This is a genomic window from Rhizobium rhododendri, from assembly GCF_007000325.2.
In the GTDB taxonomy this organism is placed as follows: domain Bacteria; phylum Pseudomonadota; class Alphaproteobacteria; order Rhizobiales; family Rhizobiaceae; genus Rhizobium; species Rhizobium rhododendri.
In genome coordinates, this window is sequence record NZ_CP117267.1 from 104,616 (window position 1) to 120,748 (window position 16,133).

General features: G+C 60.6%; 15 protein-coding genes and 1 tRNA gene. 8 read left to right on the top strand and 8 right to left on the bottom strand.

Annotated features, from left to right (window positions below):
- Window positions 1-16 precede the first annotated feature (16 nt).
- Window positions 17-1,183: an ABC transporter permease gene (locus PR018_RS00555; RefSeq protein ID WP_142823927.1), complete on the bottom strand. Its 1,167-nt coding sequence runs from the start codon at window positions 1,181-1,183 to the stop codon at window positions 17-19.
- A 72-nt stretch (window positions 1,184-1,255) separates the two neighbouring features.
- Entirely contained in the window at window positions 1,256-2,164 is a 909-nt protein-coding gene (gene osmF / locus PR018_RS00560; protein ID WP_142823928.1) for a glycine betaine ABC transporter substrate-binding protein OsmF, read from the bottom strand.
- Window positions 2,165-2,596: 432 nt separating this feature from the next.
- On the opposite strand from osmF, the gene PR018_RS00565 reads away from it, so the two are divergent.
- Window positions 2,597-2,956 (top strand): hypothetical protein, encoded by a 360-nt coding sequence (locus tag PR018_RS00565; RefSeq protein ID WP_224128600.1) that lies wholly within the window; start codon window positions 2,597-2,599, stop codon window positions 2,954-2,956.
- A gap of 71 nt (window positions 2,957-3,027) precedes the next feature.
- Here PR018_RS00565 and ppk2 (PR018_RS00570) read toward each other — a convergent pair whose 3' ends face one another.
- Window positions 3,028-3,939, bottom strand: coding sequence for a polyphosphate kinase 2 (ppk2, locus tag PR018_RS00570; protein WP_142823929.1), 912 nt, complete (start codon window positions 3,937-3,939; stop codon window positions 3,028-3,030).
- A 187-nt stretch (window positions 3,940-4,126) separates the two neighbouring features.
- On the opposite strand from ppk2 (PR018_RS00570), the gene PR018_RS00575 reads away from it, so the two are divergent.
- Entirely contained in the window at window positions 4,127-5,719 is a 1,593-nt protein-coding gene (locus PR018_RS00575; protein ID WP_374113741.1) for an inorganic phosphate transporter, read from the top strand.
- 286 nt (window positions 5,720-6,005) lie between these two features.
- A complete protein-coding gene (locus tag PR018_RS00580; RefSeq protein ID WP_142829119.1) occupies window positions 6,006-7,217 on the top strand; it encodes a hypothetical protein in 1,212 nt (403 codons plus the stop codon).
- Window positions 7,218-7,261: 44 nt separating this feature from the next.
- Here the strand turns inward: PR018_RS00580 and PR018_RS00585 are convergent, their stop codons facing one another.
- The 3 genes from PR018_RS00585 to PR018_RS00595 form a co-directional block, all read right to left on the bottom strand.
- On the bottom strand, window positions 7,262-7,846 hold the full coding sequence (locus PR018_RS00585; protein ID WP_142823932.1) for a hypothetical protein: 585 nt from the start codon (window positions 7,844-7,846) through the stop codon (window positions 7,262-7,264).
- Window positions 7,847-7,969: 123 nt separating this feature from the next.
- A tRNA-Thr gene (locus PR018_RS00590) sits at window positions 7,970-8,045 on the bottom strand.
- Between the two features lie 109 nt (window positions 8,046-8,154).
- Window positions 8,155-9,111, bottom strand: a complete 957-nt coding sequence (locus PR018_RS00595) for an NAD(P)H-dependent flavin oxidoreductase (RefSeq protein WP_142823933.1) — start codon at window positions 9,109-9,111, stop codon at window positions 8,155-8,157.
- 291 nt (window positions 9,112-9,402) lie between these two features.
- Here PR018_RS00595 and PR018_RS00600 point away from each other — a divergent pair, with 291 nt between their 5' ends.
- Complete coding sequence (locus tag PR018_RS00600) at window positions 9,403-10,737, top strand: hypothetical protein (RefSeq protein ID WP_142823934.1); 1,335 nt, start codon at window positions 9,403-9,405, stop codon at window positions 10,735-10,737.
- Between the two features lie 16 nt (window positions 10,738-10,753).
- Here PR018_RS00600 and ppk2 (PR018_RS00605) read toward each other — a convergent pair whose 3' ends face one another.
- Window positions 10,754-11,635: a polyphosphate kinase 2 gene (gene ppk2 / locus PR018_RS00605; RefSeq protein WP_142823935.1), complete on the bottom strand. Its 882-nt coding sequence runs from the start codon at window positions 11,633-11,635 to the stop codon at window positions 10,754-10,756.
- Between the two features lie 233 nt (window positions 11,636-11,868).
- Between ppk2 (PR018_RS00605) and phoR the strand changes: the two genes are divergently transcribed.
- The 3 genes from phoR (at window position 11,869) to phoB (ending at window position 14,757) form a co-directional block, all read left to right on the top strand.
- Window positions 11,869-13,125 carry a phosphate regulon sensor histidine kinase PhoR gene (gene phoR / locus PR018_RS00610; protein ID WP_224128105.1) on the top strand — a complete coding sequence of 419 codons (1,257 nt, stop codon included), beginning with the start codon at window positions 11,869-11,871 and terminating at the stop codon, window positions 13,123-13,125.
- Window positions 13,126-13,327: 202 nt separating this feature from the next.
- Window positions 13,328-14,041, top strand: coding sequence for a phosphate signaling complex protein PhoU (phoU, locus tag PR018_RS00615; RefSeq protein ID WP_111216598.1), 714 nt, complete (start codon window positions 13,328-13,330; stop codon window positions 14,039-14,041).
- Between the two features lie 32 nt (window positions 14,042-14,073).
- Window positions 14,074-14,757: a phosphate regulon transcriptional regulator PhoB gene (gene phoB / locus PR018_RS00620; protein ID WP_111216600.1), complete on the top strand. Its 684-nt coding sequence runs from the start codon at window positions 14,074-14,076 to the stop codon at window positions 14,755-14,757.
- 68 nt (window positions 14,758-14,825) lie between these two features.
- On the opposite strand, the gene PR018_RS00625 is transcribed toward phoB, so the two are convergent.
- Window positions 14,826-15,704, bottom strand: a complete 879-nt coding sequence (locus PR018_RS00625) for an AraC family transcriptional regulator (RefSeq protein WP_244615236.1) — start codon at window positions 15,702-15,704, stop codon at window positions 14,826-14,828.
- Between the two features lie 13 nt (window positions 15,705-15,717).
- On the opposite strand from PR018_RS00625, the gene PR018_RS00630 reads away from it, so the two are divergent.
- Window positions 15,718-16,125: a DUF2000 family protein gene (locus PR018_RS00630; RefSeq protein ID WP_142823937.1), complete on the top strand. Its 408-nt coding sequence runs from the start codon at window positions 15,718-15,720 to the stop codon at window positions 16,123-16,125.
- Window positions 16,126-16,133 lie beyond the last annotated feature (8 nt).

Sequence of the window (16,133 nt, forward strand, 5' to 3'; positions counted from 1 at the left end):
TGTATCCCGGTCGAATTCATGCGCGGCGTCCCCGGATGGTGTCGATGACGGCGTCGAGAACGACGGCCGATGAAAATGCCAGAAAGACGGTCGGCACGGCGCCGAGCAGCACCAGATCCATCGCGGTCTGGCCCAGTCCCTGGAAGATGAACAATCCGAAACCGCCGCCGCCGATAAGCGCTGCCACGGTCACCAGTCCGATTGCCTGGACCAGAACGATGCGGATGCCGGTGAGGATGACGGGAAAGGCAAGCGGCAGGTCGATGCCGAACAGGATCTGCAGCCGCGTCAGTCCCATGCCTGCTGCGGCATCGCGCACGGCCGGATCGACTCCCTCGAGGCCAACGACCGTATTGGCGACAACCGGCAGCAACGAATAGAGGATCAGCGCGATCAGCGCCGGCGCGGCACCGATACCGCGGATGCCGAGGTCAGCGGCGCCAGGCACGTGGGTTGCGATGTAGCCGAGCGGCAGCATCAGCAACCCGAACAGGGCGAGGCTGGGGATGGTCTGTACCATGCTCAGCACCTGCAGCACGATTGCCCTTAGCCTCGGCACCCAGAAGCAGAGGATGCCGAGCGGCAAGGCGAGGAAGATGGCAATGATGACCGAACCGAAGGCGAGAAAAACATGAATTACTGCCTCGCCCCAGAACTGTTCGGAGCGAATAGCAAATTCCTTCATGATCGACAGGCTGTCGAGACTGCCTGAAAAGAGAAATGCCGCGAGGAGCGCCGCATAGAACAGCAGCGATGCCACCCGCATCCAAGGCGTGAGCTGCAGCTTCACCAGCGCGTCCGAAATAACCAGCCCCACAACGGCGAGAAGCACCCAGAACGTACCGCCGGGCGTCATGCGAGCAGACGCGCTGCCATTAGGCGTGGAAGCAGTCGACACAAGGCCGATGGCAAGCAGCAGGGTGGCAAGGCAAAGTGTCGCGATGACAAGGCGCAGGGGTGCATTCCGGACAAAGATGGCGGCAATTCCGGTGGCCAGCAGCAATGCCATGAGAGCCAGCACAACGGGTTGGCCGAGAAGCTGGGTCAGGGCCAGCGGCTTGCCGGCAGCAATCCGGTTAGCTTTGGCAATGATAAGCGGCATCGTTGCCGTTGCCAGAAGGCCGACGGTTACAAGTACAATGCCGAGACGATCCGCTCCACGGACCCTGTACCCATCATCCATCCACCGGCTCCAGACGTCGAAAACGAACTATGGCCCCGCACAATGGGCGGGGCCATAGGAAAATGTCGATTGTTATTTCAGGAAGCCCTTGTCCTTCAGGTAGGACTGGGCAACCGCCTTGGCCGGCTCGCCGTCTACCTGGATACGGCCGTTGAGGGTCCGCAGTTCCTCGGCCGTCAGGCTCTTGAAGATCGGGGCCAGTACTTCTTCGATCTTCGGGTTGGCCTTCAAGACTGCCTCGCGGATAATGGGCGTCGGTGCATAGACCGGCTGTACCCCCTTGTCGTCTTCCATGACGGTCAGTTCGGCAGCCTCGATAGCACCGTCCGTGCCGTAGACCATGGCGGTGTTGACGCCGTTGGTCTGGTCGGCGGCGGCCTTGATGGTGGCCGCTGTATCGCCTCCGGAGAGAACGATCGTCTGGTCAGGGCTGATCTTGAAGCCGTAGGTCGTCTGGAAGGCTGGAAGCGCTGCGGCCGAATTGACGAACTCAGAAGATGCCGCCAGCTTTACCTTGCCGCCACCCGAGATCCACTTGCCGAAATCCGACATGGTCTTCAGCTTGTTGGGGCCCGCCACGTCGTTGCGCACGGCTACCGCCCAGGTGTTATTGGCAGGCGAGGGTGTCAGCCAGACGATCTTGTTGGCGTCGTAGTCGAGCTTCTTGGCAAGAGCGTAACCAGCGTCGCTGCTCTTCCAGGCCGCGTCATCCGCCTTGTTGAAGAAAAAGCCGGCATTGCCGGTGTATTCGGCATAGATATCGATTTCGCCCGATGTGATCGCCTTGCGCAGAACCGGCGTGGTGCCGAGCGCGATGCGGTCCTGCGCCTTGATTCCGGCAGCGTTCAGCGACAGCAGGATGATGTTGCCGAGCAGCGTTCCCTCGGTGTCGATCTTCGACGAGACGACGACATCTGCGGCACTGGCGCCGGTAGCGATGAAGGCCGCAAGCGATGCGGCGACGGTAAGTGTTTTCAGCATAGTGTTCCCTTTACCCCAATGATCTCTGTCACGCCCCCAACGCTGACCGGATGGCACATGCGTTACTGGCCGTCATTTCGTCCGATAGTCAGTTGCGATGAATTAGCGCTTGTCTACGAAATATCGATAGGACTCGCCTGCCAATTGCGACCAGCCAGGCATTATCGCCGATGCTGCGGTAAAGGCGTGGAAAATCATGCTGAATTTTAGTCCGCGCGGCGTTGTTTTTACCAAACGTGCAAGCAACGTCGCGTCATGGTTTCAATAGACGCCAAAGTTGCAAGCGTGCCGCCGGCGCCTTAACCAGTGATTTTAGCCGATTTTTCTGCCGCGAAATGGGGTTGTTTGTGACAGTAGAATGACGAAAGGTAGCTCAGAAGTAATTTTTTATTGGTTCTGCACCTTAAAACGCGCAGTCGGAGAGCTGAAAAATTGGGCGAGAAGAAAAAAATCTATCATGCATTGGTTGATGGCGCGACCGCTGGTCTCAGCGACAACGCCCTCTATGAATTCGTGCAAAAGGAATGCGGCAAGACCAGTAGCAAGAAGATCGTGCGTGCTTCGTTGCTTGCACTGAGCGACCCCGATCTGCGCGATGGCAATGTACTGAACACAATCTACGCGCTGGCTATCAAGCATCGCCTGGACCAGGTAACGCCTGAGGATTCCGAAGAAACCCATGAAGTAAGCGTCGCTCCGTCGATCGCGACCAAGGACAAGGCCGAGCCTGCGCCAAAGCGCGTCCGGGCGAAGCGCAAGCCTGCGGCGGCTGAAGCCAGCCCTGAAGCCTGAGCTACTCGCGCATCTGCTGTTCCAGATGGCGCCCGGTGAAGGACACTATCTGGAACTTGCTGCGTAAGTCCTCAGTAGATTTCCGGCACGTACATTTCCGGGGGCACCGGCGAACGACTGTAGTCTTCGTGGCGGATACGGCCGGGCAGTTCCACTTCTGCCTTTGGCACATCCTCGTAAGGAATCTGCTTCAGGAGATGGGCGATGCAGTTTAGGCGCGCCCTTTTCTTGTCCACGGCCTGTACGACCCACCAAGGCGCCGCATCGCTGTGGGTGCGCGCCAGCATGTCTTCCTTGGCCTTTGTATATTCTTCCCAGTGGATGCGGCTTTCCATGTCCATCGGCGAAAGCTTCCATTGCTTCAGCGGATCGTGGATGCGCATCTTGAACCGGAATTCCTGCTCCTCGTCGGTGATCGAGAACCAGTATTTGATGAGGATGATGCCCGAGCGGACCAGCATGCGCTCGAATTCGGGCACGGACCGGAAAAATTCCTCCAGTTCGTCTTCCGTACAAAAGCCCATGACGCGCTCTACGCCGGCCCGGTTATACCAGCTGCGGTCGAACAACACCATTTCGCCGGCCGTCGGCAGATGCGCGACATAGCGCTGGAAGTACCATTGATTGCGCTCGCGCTCGGTCGGAGCAGGAAGGGCGACCGTGCGGCAGACGCGCGGGTTTAACCGCTGCGTCACGCGCTTGATGGCGCCGCCCTTGCCGGCAGAATCGCGCCCTTCGAAGATGACCGCAACCTTCAGCTTCTTGTACTGCACCCAGTCCTGCAGCCGCACCAGTTCGTGCTGCAGCCGGAACAGCTCCCGGAAATAGACCTTGCGCTCGAGCGTTGCTTCCGCCGGCTCGACCATGCCTTCGGCGACGAGCTCGTCGAGCCGGTCTTCCTCCATCTGCATCTCCAGCTCTTCGTCGAAGCTGTCGGCAATTTCATCCTTGATGCGGCGAAGCTGGTCTTCCTGATCGGACATTGGCGCGTTCCTTCGTTTGCACACAGACAGGAGCAGGAGTTGGCGACAGGAATGTGACAAACCGGCATCCCGCAGCCATCGTTTCCCGTCCCGGCGCCTGCAAATGGCCGGGATGTCACCAGACCTTCACAGAGCCATTTTATTAACAATTGATAAGTTTAGATGAGGGAGCGATTAAATGGTCGATATGAGCGCTGAGCGGAGCAACGCCGGGATCGGCCACCCGCTGGATAAAACCGGGGGCTCCGGCAAGTGGTTCGTACCCCTTCTCGTTCTCGTGCTTCTCGGCGGACTCGGCTATATCGCCTATGCGCTGGACCGTGATCTCACCTCCGCCTCCGCTGTTCCGTGGATACTCCTCGGCCTTGCGCTTCTGATTGCTCTCGGATTTGAATTCGTCAACGGCTTCCACGACACGGCAAATGCAGTGGCGACTGTCATCTATACGCGCTCGATGCCTGCCGAATTCGCCGTCATCTGGTCCGGTTTCTTCAATTTCCTCGGGGTTCTCACCTCGTCGGGTGCCGTGGCTTTCGGCATCTTGGCCCTGCTTCCGGTAGAACTGATCCTGCAGGTCGGCTCCGGTTCGGGTCTCGCCATGGTCTTCGCGCTGTTGATCGCCGCCATCGTCTGGAACCTCGGGACCTGGTATCTCGGCCTCCCGTCGTCGAGTTCGCATACGCTGGTCGGCTCGATCATTGGCGTTGGCCTGGCCAACCAGTTCCTAGCCCCCGCCGGCAGCGCCACCAGCGGCGTCGACTGGTCGCAGGCGACCAATATCGGCCTTTCGCTGCTGATCTCGCCGTTGATCGGCTTCGGTTTCTCCGCAATCCTGCTTCTGGTCATGAAGGTCTTCATCAAGAACAAGGCGCTCTACGAGGAGCCGAAGACCAACGGTCCTCCGCCGCTGTGGATCCGCGGCCTGCTGATCTTCACGTGCACCGGTGTCAGCTTTGCGCACGGCTCCAACGATGGCCAGAAAGGCATGGGCCTGATCATGCTCATCCTGATCGGTCTCGTGCCGACCGCCTTTGCGCTCAACCGGACCCCGGACGTCAATTATCTCGAAGCCTACAAGTCCGCCTCTGCACAGGTCGAGACCGCGCTCGGCAAGTATGTCAAACCGGGCATCGTCGTCGCCGATGCGAAGGCCGCTGTATCGGATGCGGTCAAGACAAAGACATGGACCGACGCGACCACACCGGCGCTGCAGCAATATATCCACATCACCAGCCAGGAAGTCGCTGCCTTTCCAACCCTCGAAGCCGTGCCTCCGAACATGGTCGGCAACGTCCGCAACGACATCTATCTGATCGGCGAAGCGCTGAAGCTCATCGACAAGCAGAAGCTTCTGGCGATGGATGCGAAAGACCTTGCCGCTGTCACCGGCTATCACAAGGCCGTCGACAACGCGACGAAGTTCATCCCGACCTGGGTCAAGGTGGCCGTTGCGCTGGCACTCGGGCTCGGCACCATGATCGGCTGGAAACGCATCGTCGTCACCGTCGGCGAAAAGATCGGCAAGACACACCTGACCTACGGCCAGGGTGGCGCTGCCGAAGTCGTGGCGATGATCACCATCGGCGCCGCCGACCATTTCGGCCTGCCGGTTTCCACCACCCACGTGCTCTCGTCCGGCGTCGCCGGAACTATGGCAGCCAACGGCTCTGGCCTGCAATGGTCGACCATCCGCAACATGCTGACCGCCTGGGTTCTCACCCTGCCAGCCTCGATCGCCATCGCTTTCGTTCTCTACGTGATCCTGCGCCAGGTCTTCTGATCCGAGAGCGGATGCGGGCGCCGCAGACGGCGCCCGCATCCGCTCGACGTCTTCGTATTGCGACCGTCGCTGCAATCTCGTCGTCTCGCACCCAGCCGCGCGACAGGCACCACCACCCCGAACCATCAGGCCCGGACAAGGTCGCATCTCTATTCCTGCGGGTATTGCGGGGAGGCGGAGAGGTATTGGACGTTGCGCGTCCATCGCCAAAAGTTTTCGCTGCAGACGGCTTCCGCCAGATGGGTGTCCTACCCATCTTTTCGTCGGTGCCGGAGATTTCCGTTAAATGCAGGAACAGACCATGGCGCATCAGTTCGACGATTTTTCCCTCGAAATTCTGATGAAGAACAAAGCTTGGAGTTTCGGCAACGTTGATACGAAAGCGGTGGTCTCGCCAAGGCTCAGCCTGCAATCCGGCGGCCATCTGCAGGACTACTCGCACCCAAACGAGAACGCCTGGAGAGTGAAGGCGGGCGCTATCGAGTTTCTCAATCAGGACGGTGCTGTTTCCACCCGGTTCGATCGCATAATCGAGAACGACGGCAAGTATACGATGGAAGGACGATTTCGCCTCGGCGGTACAGGAGAAATCCACTATCTGCAGGAGTGCGGAGAAATCGCACGGCCTTTGAACCGGACAGCACTCGTCGTTCCCATCCACGACGCCTATTTCATCTATGGCATCAACCTTCTCTACCAGAGCGTCGATTCCGACTACGACATCGTCTTTGTGTTCTCGACCGATGCTGACCGTCGGGCTTTTGCAACGATGCACCAGCCATCGGCGTCCCTTTATTACCATGCGATCGTCCTCGATGATCATTTAACCGGCAGCGCGATCTCTGTCGTGGCCGATCGCAAGACTTGGCCGACGGTCAAGAAGTTTCTCGCGCTCTCGCTGGTCCACAAGTCCTACGACTATATTCTCTGCGTCGATGCCGAGACCTTCATTCTCCGGCCGACCGGATGGACGGCGGCGGCGGAGCAGGTCGTTTCGCAGGCCCGTTGGTATGCCGGATTGCTGACGCAAAAACACGCGGCTGAACGCAACATCATGCACGCCTCGTCGATGGCGCTATCGCCGCATGCAGAGCACGCCGATATCCAGGCGATATCGCGCAACTGGGGATTCTATAGCTGGTGGTGGGATATTCCGGTCTACGCAGCCGGAAGCGTTCCCGGATTTCTGAACTGGATAGAGTGGGACACCAGCCTGCAATTCGTCGAAAGGTTTGCCCATAACCTCTACGATCACATCACCTACCAGTTCTACATGGGGCTGCACGGCGGCTTCTCGTTCGTCCCGGTGGAAGGGATCGCCCATTCGCTCGAGTTCAAGCCGGCTGCCATGGTTGGCAGGGTTCACCGCGAAATCAATCCCGTGCGGTGGGCAAATGCCTTTGCCTACGCGCAGGACGCGGATTTCTTCAGGGAAAACGACTATCTCGCGATCTACCACATTGATCGCAAATCCTTCCCGCAGTTCGAGCTGGCCTGAACGGCGGCTGGCTATCATGCCTGATCGGAGCCGGTTTGGTATGTTCACCCCATCCCGGGAGCGGTTCTGAGTGCCATCAGTCGCGACCGGAGGCTGCCGTATTGGTAGACTGCGCGCAAAAGCTGCCTTGCCAGGTAGATGGCGAGTTCGCTTTCTTCCCGGTTGGCGCTAAAGGGCTCCCGCGCTTGTATCTCCGCATCATCGTTGATCACGATGCGAGCGCCGCCCGCGATGCCGGGGTGCTCTCCGGTCATGGGCGTGAATGTGTTGAGGGCAGCGATGCGGCTCTGCAGGCCTTCTCCGTCGGCGTCGATATCGTTGCAGAGATGCTCGAGCATGTGGCGGACCAGCACTGCCGAGGCCACGTAGAGCCCCACCGCATGACACTGGACCGCCTCCTCGATTGTCCCCATGAGGCTGGGCGGAAGGGTGTTCCCGGAGAACACGAGGACTTCCGGCCGGTGAACGGAACGGCCTCCCTCGCTGTCCGAAAACGCCGAGATGACAGCATGGCACTCGGGGTTGGGGCACTGTCGAAGTCCGGCATAATAGATGACGGCCCCAGGCTGCGAACCGCTGCTCTCGCCGTAGGACCACTGAAGATCCGGCACCCGGGAAAATCCGAGCATCACATTTCGATGGCCGCACGCAGGGCAGCATATGTCCGCAAGCCAGCTCCCGACCGGGGCTTGGACGCCTTCAACGAAATGCATGGGTGAACGATCTTTGTGTAGTTTTAAAGACTGAGAAAATGGTGCCGCTTAGAGGACTCGAACCTCTGACCCCATCATTACGAATGATGTGCTCTACCACCTGAGCTAAAGCGGCAATCGCGGCGTCTGGGACAGCCTTCGATGTGCATGGGGCTGATACAGTCTCTCGGACAAGATTTCAAGCGCTCTGTTGGCAGATCGCCAAAAAACCGTCGCAGGCCGTTTCACCGCAGCAGTCGGGCGCGCGCCTGCCGGTATTCCCGCTCCAGACGGTCGACGAGATCCCGCACGGGGACGACGGCATCGATGGCGCCGATGCCCTGTCCCGATCCCCAGATGTCCTTCCATGCCTTGGCGCCCGAGCTTGCCTGTTCGAAGTCCATTGTCGCAGAATCCTCGGGCAGGCTGTCGGGATCAAGCCCGGCGGCGAGGATCGAGGCTTTTAGATAGTTGCCGCTGACCCCCGTAAAGTAGCTGGACGTGACGATGTCGGCGGCCTTGCCGTCGACGATTGCCTGCTTGTAGGCGCTGCTCGCCCGGGCCTCCTCGGTCGCGATGAAAGGCGAGCCGATATAGGCCATGTCGGCGCCCATCGCCTCGGCCGCCAGAATGCCGCCGCCTGTGGAAATGGCGCCGCCGAGAAGCAGCGGGCCGTTAAACCATTGCCGGATTTCCTGGACGAGCGCAAAGGGCGACAGCGACCCCGCGTGGCCGCCGGCACCCGCTGCCACCGCGATCAGGCCATCCGCACCCTTGGCGATAGCCGAGCGGGCGTGGCGCAGGGTCGTGACATCGTGCAACACGATGCCGCCATAGGAGTGGACGGCCGCATTGACCTCCGGCACCGCCCCCAGCGATGAGATGACGATGGGTGTCTTGTATTTCACGCAGAGCGAGAGGTCGTGCTCCAGCCGCCGGTTGGACTTGTGGACGATCTGGTTGACGGCGTAGGGCGCGGCTGGCTGATCGGGATGGGCAGCGTCGTGTGCAGCCAGCGTCTCGGTGATTTCAGCCAGCCATTCGTCCAGAAGACTTTCCGGGCGAGCATTGAGGGCCGGAAAGCTGCCGACGACGCCTGCCTTGCACTGCGCAAGTGTCATCGTCGGGTGGGAAATGATAAAAAGCGGCGATGCTACGACCGGCAGGCGCAGGCCGCGCGTCAGGATCGGTGGAAGCGCCATTGGCAAGCTCCTGTGCTCACTGGCGCCGATAAATGCGCCACGTTTTTGCTATCAGGTTCGGATCGGCGGGAAAAGTCGCTTTTCGATCAGGGCGGCGATGCTGCCGCTGCCCTTGATGGTGGCTGAAGCGCCGCTATCTTTGAGCAAATACCGTGGTAACCTGTCTTATCCCCGGTCTAATGGCATCTGCATGGTACCGACCCTTGCGTATCGCCGGACAGGGCATTACCGATTCCTGCCAGTCATTTGTCAGGATTGCATGGCGTCGCCAGTCAGAGTGAAGGACCGGATGTGAGCGGATTAGAAACGGCCATCAGAAGCGCCCTGGAGCGATCCGAGCGCGACAACCCCGAGGTTCGGGCTCGCGTTTACCAGTCCGCCCGCCAGGCACTGGAAGCTGGCTTGCGCAAGCAGGACATCACCGACGTCGAAACGGTTGCCGCCCAGCGCCAGCGTCTGGAACTGACGATCCGAGCGATCGAGGGCGAGGAGCGGGCGAGGCTTCGCGATGCTGCCGTTGTCCAGCCAGCTGCCGAGCCCGTCCCGTCTCCCACGCGACCCTCCGAGCCTGTGCCGGAGCCTGCAAGGCCGGTGGTGCAGCCGGCTTCACGGCCGGTCGCTGCCCAGTCCATGGCAGCTCCCCGGCCTGCGCCTATTTCGCCCGCCGCAGCGCCACCGCTCGGCGCCGCAGTGCGGCCAGAGGCGACACAGCAGCCGGGACGCATGGAGCCCGGAATGGAGTTGCGCGGCGAGACGCGCGGTGCCGATACGTCTTCTTCCGGCCACACGGATGAAGGTGACCTCGGCGGCATCCATGCAGGTCCCGGCGATCACCTGGCAGCCGAACCCGGCGCCTACGAGGAGCCGGCGATGGCGGCGCCGTCGCGCAGCATGGATTTCAAGCCGGAGCGGGCGGTCAGCCGTCGCAAGCCGCGCAAGTTCTTTTCCCGCCTGCTGGTGTTTTGCATCGTCGTCGCCTTTCTCGGCATCGGTGCCTGGTGGGTTAAGACCTCGGGCGTGCTTCTGACAGCAGCGCAGCGCGACACCAGTGTCCGGAACCAGCCGGCGCAGATCACTCCCGAAGGCGAAGACGCCAACGACAACAACGCCGATCTCGACTCCGGCAGCAACGCCGGTCTGGCGACGATCGACCCGCAGGACCGGTTCTCGGCCGACTGGATCCAGATCTTCGGGCCGACCGATGCCGCAAAGGCTGTCAGCGGCACCCAGGCGAAGATCGAAAACGCCTCGGAAAATGAAGGTCCGACAGTCCGTCTGACCTCGCAGTCGCCCGACACCACCGGCAATGTCGCGATCCCTGTTCCATCGGCTACCCTGCAGAAGCTCTCGGGCAAGCCGGCAACGGTTGCCATGACGCTGCAGGCGATCTCGGATGCACCGACACAGATTACCGTCGAATGCAGTTTCGGTACCTATGGCGGTTGCGGCCGTCACCGGTTCGATGTGACGCGCCAGAAGTCCGATGCGCTGTTCCAGCTGCGTTTCAACAAGCCGCTGCCGGCTGATGCTTCCGGCAACCTCGTGTTCAATACGGATGTCGACGGCAAGTCGACCGGCGTCAATATCTACGCCATCCGCGTGCTTCCCGGAAACGAGGCGCCCTGAGGCGCACTCTTAGTCATCATTTGAGAAACCCCGGTCCCGAGCCGAGGATCTTTCCATCGATCTCGCCGATAGCGTCGTTATCCTTGCCGGGATAGTCCAGCGTCGAAAGTATGTGCCGGATCAGGTTGAGGCGGGCGCGCCGCTTGTCGTTGGCGTGGAGAACGGTCCACGGCGAATAGTCCGTGTGGGTTTCCTTCAGCATCCGGTCGCGCTTTTCGCTGTAGTCGTCCCACTTGTCGAGGGCGGCGATATCCATGGATGACAGCTTCCAGACCTTGCGCGGATCGTGGCGCCGGTCGTGAAAGCGTTTCAGCTGCATTTCCCGGCCGATGTCGAGGTAGAACTTGAAGAACATGATGCCCTCATGCTCGACGATTTTCTCCATCTGCGGCGCCTGGTGAAGGAACTGCTCGTACTGCTCCGGCGTGCAAAACCCCATCACCGGCTCGACCCCGGCGCGGTTGTACCAGGAGCGGTCGAACAGGACGAATTCGCCCGATGTCGGGAATTGGTCCACGTAACGCTGGAAATACCATTGCCCGGCTTCGCGGTCGTTCGGCTTGCTGAGTGCCACGACCCGCGCGAGGCGTGGGTTCATGTGGGCGGAGGTCGCAAAGATCGCACCGCCCTTGCCGGCAGCATCCCGGCCCTCGAAAATGGCCATGATCCGCTTGCCCGTCGCCTGCAGCCAGAACTGGACCTTCACGAGTTCGATCTGAAGCGCTTTCAGATCGTCCATGTATTCGCTGCTTTTCAGCTTTTTCTTATAAGGAAAGTGGCCGGACGACAGCGCCTTGTCTGCGACCCAGTCGGGCAGAACGGGGTCGTCGACGTCGAAGATACGCCGTTTGCCGTGCAGCTCCAGCTCGACCATGCGGCTTTCGACTTCGTCTCCCATAGATCCTCCTCGGGCCATTGGCCTGTATTTGCCATCAGGGGCTCAGTTCGTAAAAATTATAAACCGGCTCAGAAGACACATATTTACTGTGTCATTTCAAGCCTTCCGCCGACTATGACTGGCGAGGGAGCCCAAGGGTTCCACGACTGTGGATAGTGCTGAAAACTTCTGTCATGAATTTGCTATATCAGTCCGAGTCTTAGACGTGTGGACGTAGAATCGGACCGGCGGCGTTGGAAGAGAATACATCAATTTTAAATCGGCTCGGGCAGCGCTTGAAGCAGGAAAGAGCGATCCTGATTCTGGCCGTGCTGGTTGCCATTCTGGCCATGGCGGAGGGTACCGACGTGGTGGCCATCCTCGCCGTGCTGCTGGTCGTGGTTGCCGTTGCCCTGCTGCGCGCACCCCTGGTGGCGCGCAGGGCGCAGCCGGCGAAAGTCGAGCCGGCCCCGGTAGATCTGGCGGCAGTCCTGAGGCCGATGACCGCAGGCCTGGCTGGTCTCGACATGCCAGTTCTGGTGCTGGATCGCGAGGCGTCGGTGTTCTATCAGAACCCTGCAGCAGAGAGGGCGCTCGACCTCTTCCCGATTGGCGCCCACCTGTCGGCAAAGCTGCGCTCGCCCGGCATTCTCGACATGGTGCGGGAAACGATTGCCACCGGCGTGCCCAACCAGATCGAGCATTCCGAGCGTCTGCCGTCGGAGCGTGTCTTCATAGTGCGGATTGCGCCTGTCGAGCTGGCGCTCTCCGATCTCGGCAACCAGACATTCTTCCTGCTGTCGTTTCGCGACGTCTCGGAGTTGCGTCATATCGACCGCATGCGGTCGGATTTCGTCGCCAACGCCAGCCATGAGTTGCGCACGCCACTGGCCTCGCTGCGCGGCTTCATCGAGACCATCCAGGGGCCAGCGCGCAACGATCCCAAGGCGCAGGAGCGCTTTCTGGCGATCATGTTCGATCAGGCGACCCGCATGAGCCGGCTGGTCGACGATCTCCTGTCGCTGTCGCGGCTCGAGTTGAAGTCCCATCTGGCGCCGGACCAGAAGGTCGATCTCGTGCCGCTGCTTGGCCATGTGCGCGATGCGCTGGTGCCGCTGGCGATGGATCTCGATGTCACTATCAATTTGCATATGCCGTCAGGCAAGGCGGAGGTGACCGGTGATCGCGACGAACTGGTGCAGGTGTTCGAAAACCTGATCGAGAATGCCTGCAAGTACGGTCAGGAGGGCAAGCGCGTCGACGTGACGTTGCGCAACAAGCCCGGCGAGCCTGTGGAGGTCACCGTGTCCGACAGCGGCGGCGGAATTCCGGCCGAACACGTGCCGCGCCTGACCGAGCGGTTTTATCGCGTCAGCGTCGAAAACAGCCGGTCCAAGAAGGGCACAGGCCTCGGGCTCGCCATCGTCAAGCACATCCTGACCCGTCACCGGGCCAGGCTGATCGTCAAATCCGAAGTCGGCCGCGGCACGGATTTCACGGTGCGCTTCTGAATAACCCGGTGACACCTTATTCGAGGCTGCGAAAATTGAATTAATTCAATGATTTCGATTGTCATAATTGTTTCATTGGGCTGACATAAAAGGGCGAGCATTAGGCCGATATCAAAAAGGGCCTCGAAAAGGCGAAACCCGTTGCCGTCGCCGCGCCGAGCAGACCTACGTTCCGTGACGCCTTTCAATTTGAGGATAGAAAATGGTTTCGACACACATTCATTCCGCCTACGACGAAGATTTGAAATTCCTGACGCGGCGCATCTCCGAGATGGGCGGCCTTGCCGAGCAGATGGTCGGTGAATCCGTCCGCGCGCTGGTCAATGGCGATGTCGGGCTGGCTCAGAAGGTCATCTCTGACGATACGATCCTCGATCATGCCGAGCGCGAAGTCGGCGACAAGGCGATCCTGACGATTGCCCGCCGCCAGCCGATGGCTGCCGACCTGCGCGAAATCATGGGCTCGATCCGGATCGCCGCCGATCTGGAACGCGTCGGCGACCTCGGCAAGAACACGGCCAAGCGCGTTATCGCCGTGCAGGGCACCGGCGTACCGCGCAGCCTGGCACGCGGCATCGAGCATCTGTCCGAACTGGCGCTCGTCCAGTTGAAGGAAGTTCTCGACGTCTACACGACCCGCTCGCCCGACAAGGCGGTCTCCATCCGCGAGCGCGACGAGGAAATCGACGCGATGTATACCTCGCTGTTCCGCGAGATGCTGACCTACATGATGGAAGATCCGCGCAACATCACCACCTGCACGCATCTGCTGTTCTGCGCCAAGAACATCGAGCGCATCGGCGACCACGCCACCAACATCGCCGAGACGATTTTCTACATGGCGACCGGTGCATTGCCTGAGGGCGACCGCCCGAAGGACGATACTGCCAATACCGTCGGCGCCATGACGGAATAGGCCTGAAGGGTTTTTGAAGGAGAGCGGGCCCCATGGTTCCGAGAGTTGCCGTCGTAGAAGATGAAGAAGCGCTGAGCGTGCTGCTGCGCTATAACCTTGAAGCAGAAGGTTTCGAAGTCGATACGATCCTGAGGGGCGATGAAGCCGAGATGCGCTTGCAGGAGCGCATTCCGGATCTCCTGATCCTCGACTGGATGCTGCCGGGTGTTTCCGGCATCGAACTTTGCCGCCGCCTGCGCATGAAGCCGGAGACCGAACGTCTGCCGATCATCATGCTGACGGCGCGTGGCGAAGAAAGTGAGCGCGTCCGTGGCCTTTCCACCGGTGCAGACGACTATGTCGTCAAGCCGTTCTCGACGCCGGAACTGATGGCCCGTGTCCGCGCCATGCTGCGCCGCGCCCGCCCGGAGGTGCTGTCCAGCGTCCTTCGTTGCGGCGACATCGAACTCGACCGCGAGACGCACCGGGTACATCGCAAGAGCCGCGAGGTTCGCCTCGGCCCGACGGAGTTCCGCCTGCTGGAATTCCTGATGGCATCGCCAAGCCGGGTGTTTTCCCGCTCGCAGCTGCTCGACGGCGTCTGGGGCCATGACATCTACGTCGACGAACGCACCGTTGACGTGCATGTCGGCCGGCTGCGCAAGGCCCTGAATTTTTCCAACATGCAGGACGTCATCCGCACCGTGCGCGGCGCCGGCTATTCCATGGAAGTCTGAGGCTGGAGTGCAGGCGCCGATGATGGTGCCGGTGCCATCCAGTCGGTGCATTTAGCGGGCTGACACTACTAGGGTTGGCAATCATGCATTGCCAGCCATCTGCCCGGGGTCATACCGAAGGCGGCCCGGAAATGGCGGGTAAAATGTGCCTGATCGGCAAACCCCGCTTCTGCAGCGGCTCCGGCAAGGCCATAGCCGGCACCTAGCAGCCGCTTGGCTCGGTCAAGACGACGCATCACGAGATAACGGTGCGGACTGGTGCCGAAGGCCCGCCGGAACTGCCGCGACAGTTCGTAACGGTCCAGACCGCTGATCGCCTCCAACGTTTCGGAACTGACACCCTCTTCGCAATGCTCGGTCAAAAAATCACGCGCCAGCAGGACAGCTGGGCGATCGATTCTCGTGGGTGCTTTCCTCGGGTCGTCGGCCTGTCGGAAGAGTCCCGCCGTCAGCCGCGCAACCGCGTCGTCCATCGCCAGATCGTTCGGCGCATGGTCGAGATCCGAAAGGACGTCCGCCAGCGCAGACAATAGGCCAGCGTCAGTCACGACGGGATCGCGGACGAAGGGCAGGGCCCGATTGCCCACCTCGAGGAGGCCGACCACCGCGGGCGGCAAATAGAGCATCCGGTAGATCAGTCCGTCGTCGGTGCCTGCCGCGCCATCGTGGACTTCATCGGGATGCAGAACGATCACGTTGCCGGGACGGCTAAAGCGCTCCGCGCCGCGATAGCGGAACGTCTGGACACCACGGAGGGTCAGACCCAGTGCATATGTGTCATGTCTGTGCGGCGAAAAGCCGTTGCCGTGAAAGCGCGCTTCCATGCGCTCGATGCCGTGGCTGGACGCGGCGATGCTCAATCCGTCGCGAAAACCGCTCTTGCACGAACGTTCAAGACCGAGGGCATGGGCAGGCGCTATTCGATCGGTTCTTTCGATGCCTTCCATGGAGTTCTTGTACATGTTCGATACCAAAATCGCGATTGTCATCCGCCATGACCTCGCTACCTGGCAGAAGCTCAACGTCACGGCCTTCCTTGTGAGCGGGATCACTGCCCAGTCGCCGGAAATCATCGGCGAAGCATACCGGGATGCTCTCGGCCATGTCTACAGTCCCATGAGCGTTCAGCCGATGGTCGTGCTTGTGGCGGATCAGGACGTGCTAAGGACTATCCACAAGCGCGCGCTGGAACGCCAGGCGCGAGTATCGGCCTATATCGAAGAAATGTTCGCGACAGGTCACGATGCCGCCAACCGGGCCGTATTCCTCGAGTTCGGTCCCGACACCGCCAGGCTGGTCGGCATCGCGCTGCGGGCCGAAAAGAAGCTCGTGGACAAGATCGTCAAAGGTGCGAGTTTGCATCCCTGACACGTTTC

Excerpts from the sequence above, each read along its gene's own strand:
- PR018_RS00555 (WP_142823927.1), bottom strand. The coding sequence starts at position 1,183 with ATGGATGATGGGTACAGGGTCCGTGGAGCGGATCGTCTCGGCATTGTA.
- osmF (WP_142823928.1), bottom strand. The coding sequence starts at position 2,164 with ATGCTGAAAACACTTACCGTCGCCGCATCGCTTGCGGCCTTCATCGCT.
- ppk2 (WP_142823929.1), bottom strand. The coding sequence starts at position 3,939 with ATGTCCGATCAGGAAGACCAGCTTCGCCGCATCAAGGATGAAATTGCC.
- PR018_RS00575 (WP_374113741.1), top strand. The coding sequence starts at position 4,127 with ATGAGCGCTGAGCGGAGCAACGCCGGGATCGGCCACCCGCTGGATAAA.
- PR018_RS00580 (WP_142829119.1), top strand. The coding sequence starts at position 6,006 with ATGCAGGAACAGACCATGGCGCATCAGTTCGACGATTTTTCCCTCGAA.
- PR018_RS00585 (WP_142823932.1), bottom strand. The coding sequence starts at position 7,846 with ATGCTCGGATTTTCCCGGGTGCCGGATCTTCAGTGGTCCTACGGCGAG.
- PR018_RS00595 (WP_142823933.1), bottom strand. The coding sequence starts at position 9,111 with ATGGCGCTTCCACCGATCCTGACGCGCGGCCTGCGCCTGCCGGTCGTA.
- ppk2 (WP_142823935.1), bottom strand. The coding sequence starts at position 11,635 with ATGGGAGACGAAGTCGAAAGCCGCATGGTCGAGCTGGAGCTGCACGGC.
- phoU (WP_111216598.1), top strand. The coding sequence starts at position 13,328 with ATGGTTTCGACACACATTCATTCCGCCTACGACGAAGATTTGAAATTC.
- phoB (WP_111216600.1), top strand. The coding sequence starts at position 14,074 with ATGGTTCCGAGAGTTGCCGTCGTAGAAGATGAAGAAGCGCTGAGCGTG.
- PR018_RS00625 (WP_244615236.1), bottom strand. The coding sequence starts at position 15,704 with ATGGAAGGCATCGAAAGAACCGATCGAATAGCGCCTGCCCATGCCCTC.
- PR018_RS00630 (WP_142823937.1), top strand. The coding sequence starts at position 15,718 with ATGTTCGATACCAAAATCGCGATTGTCATCCGCCATGACCTCGCTACC.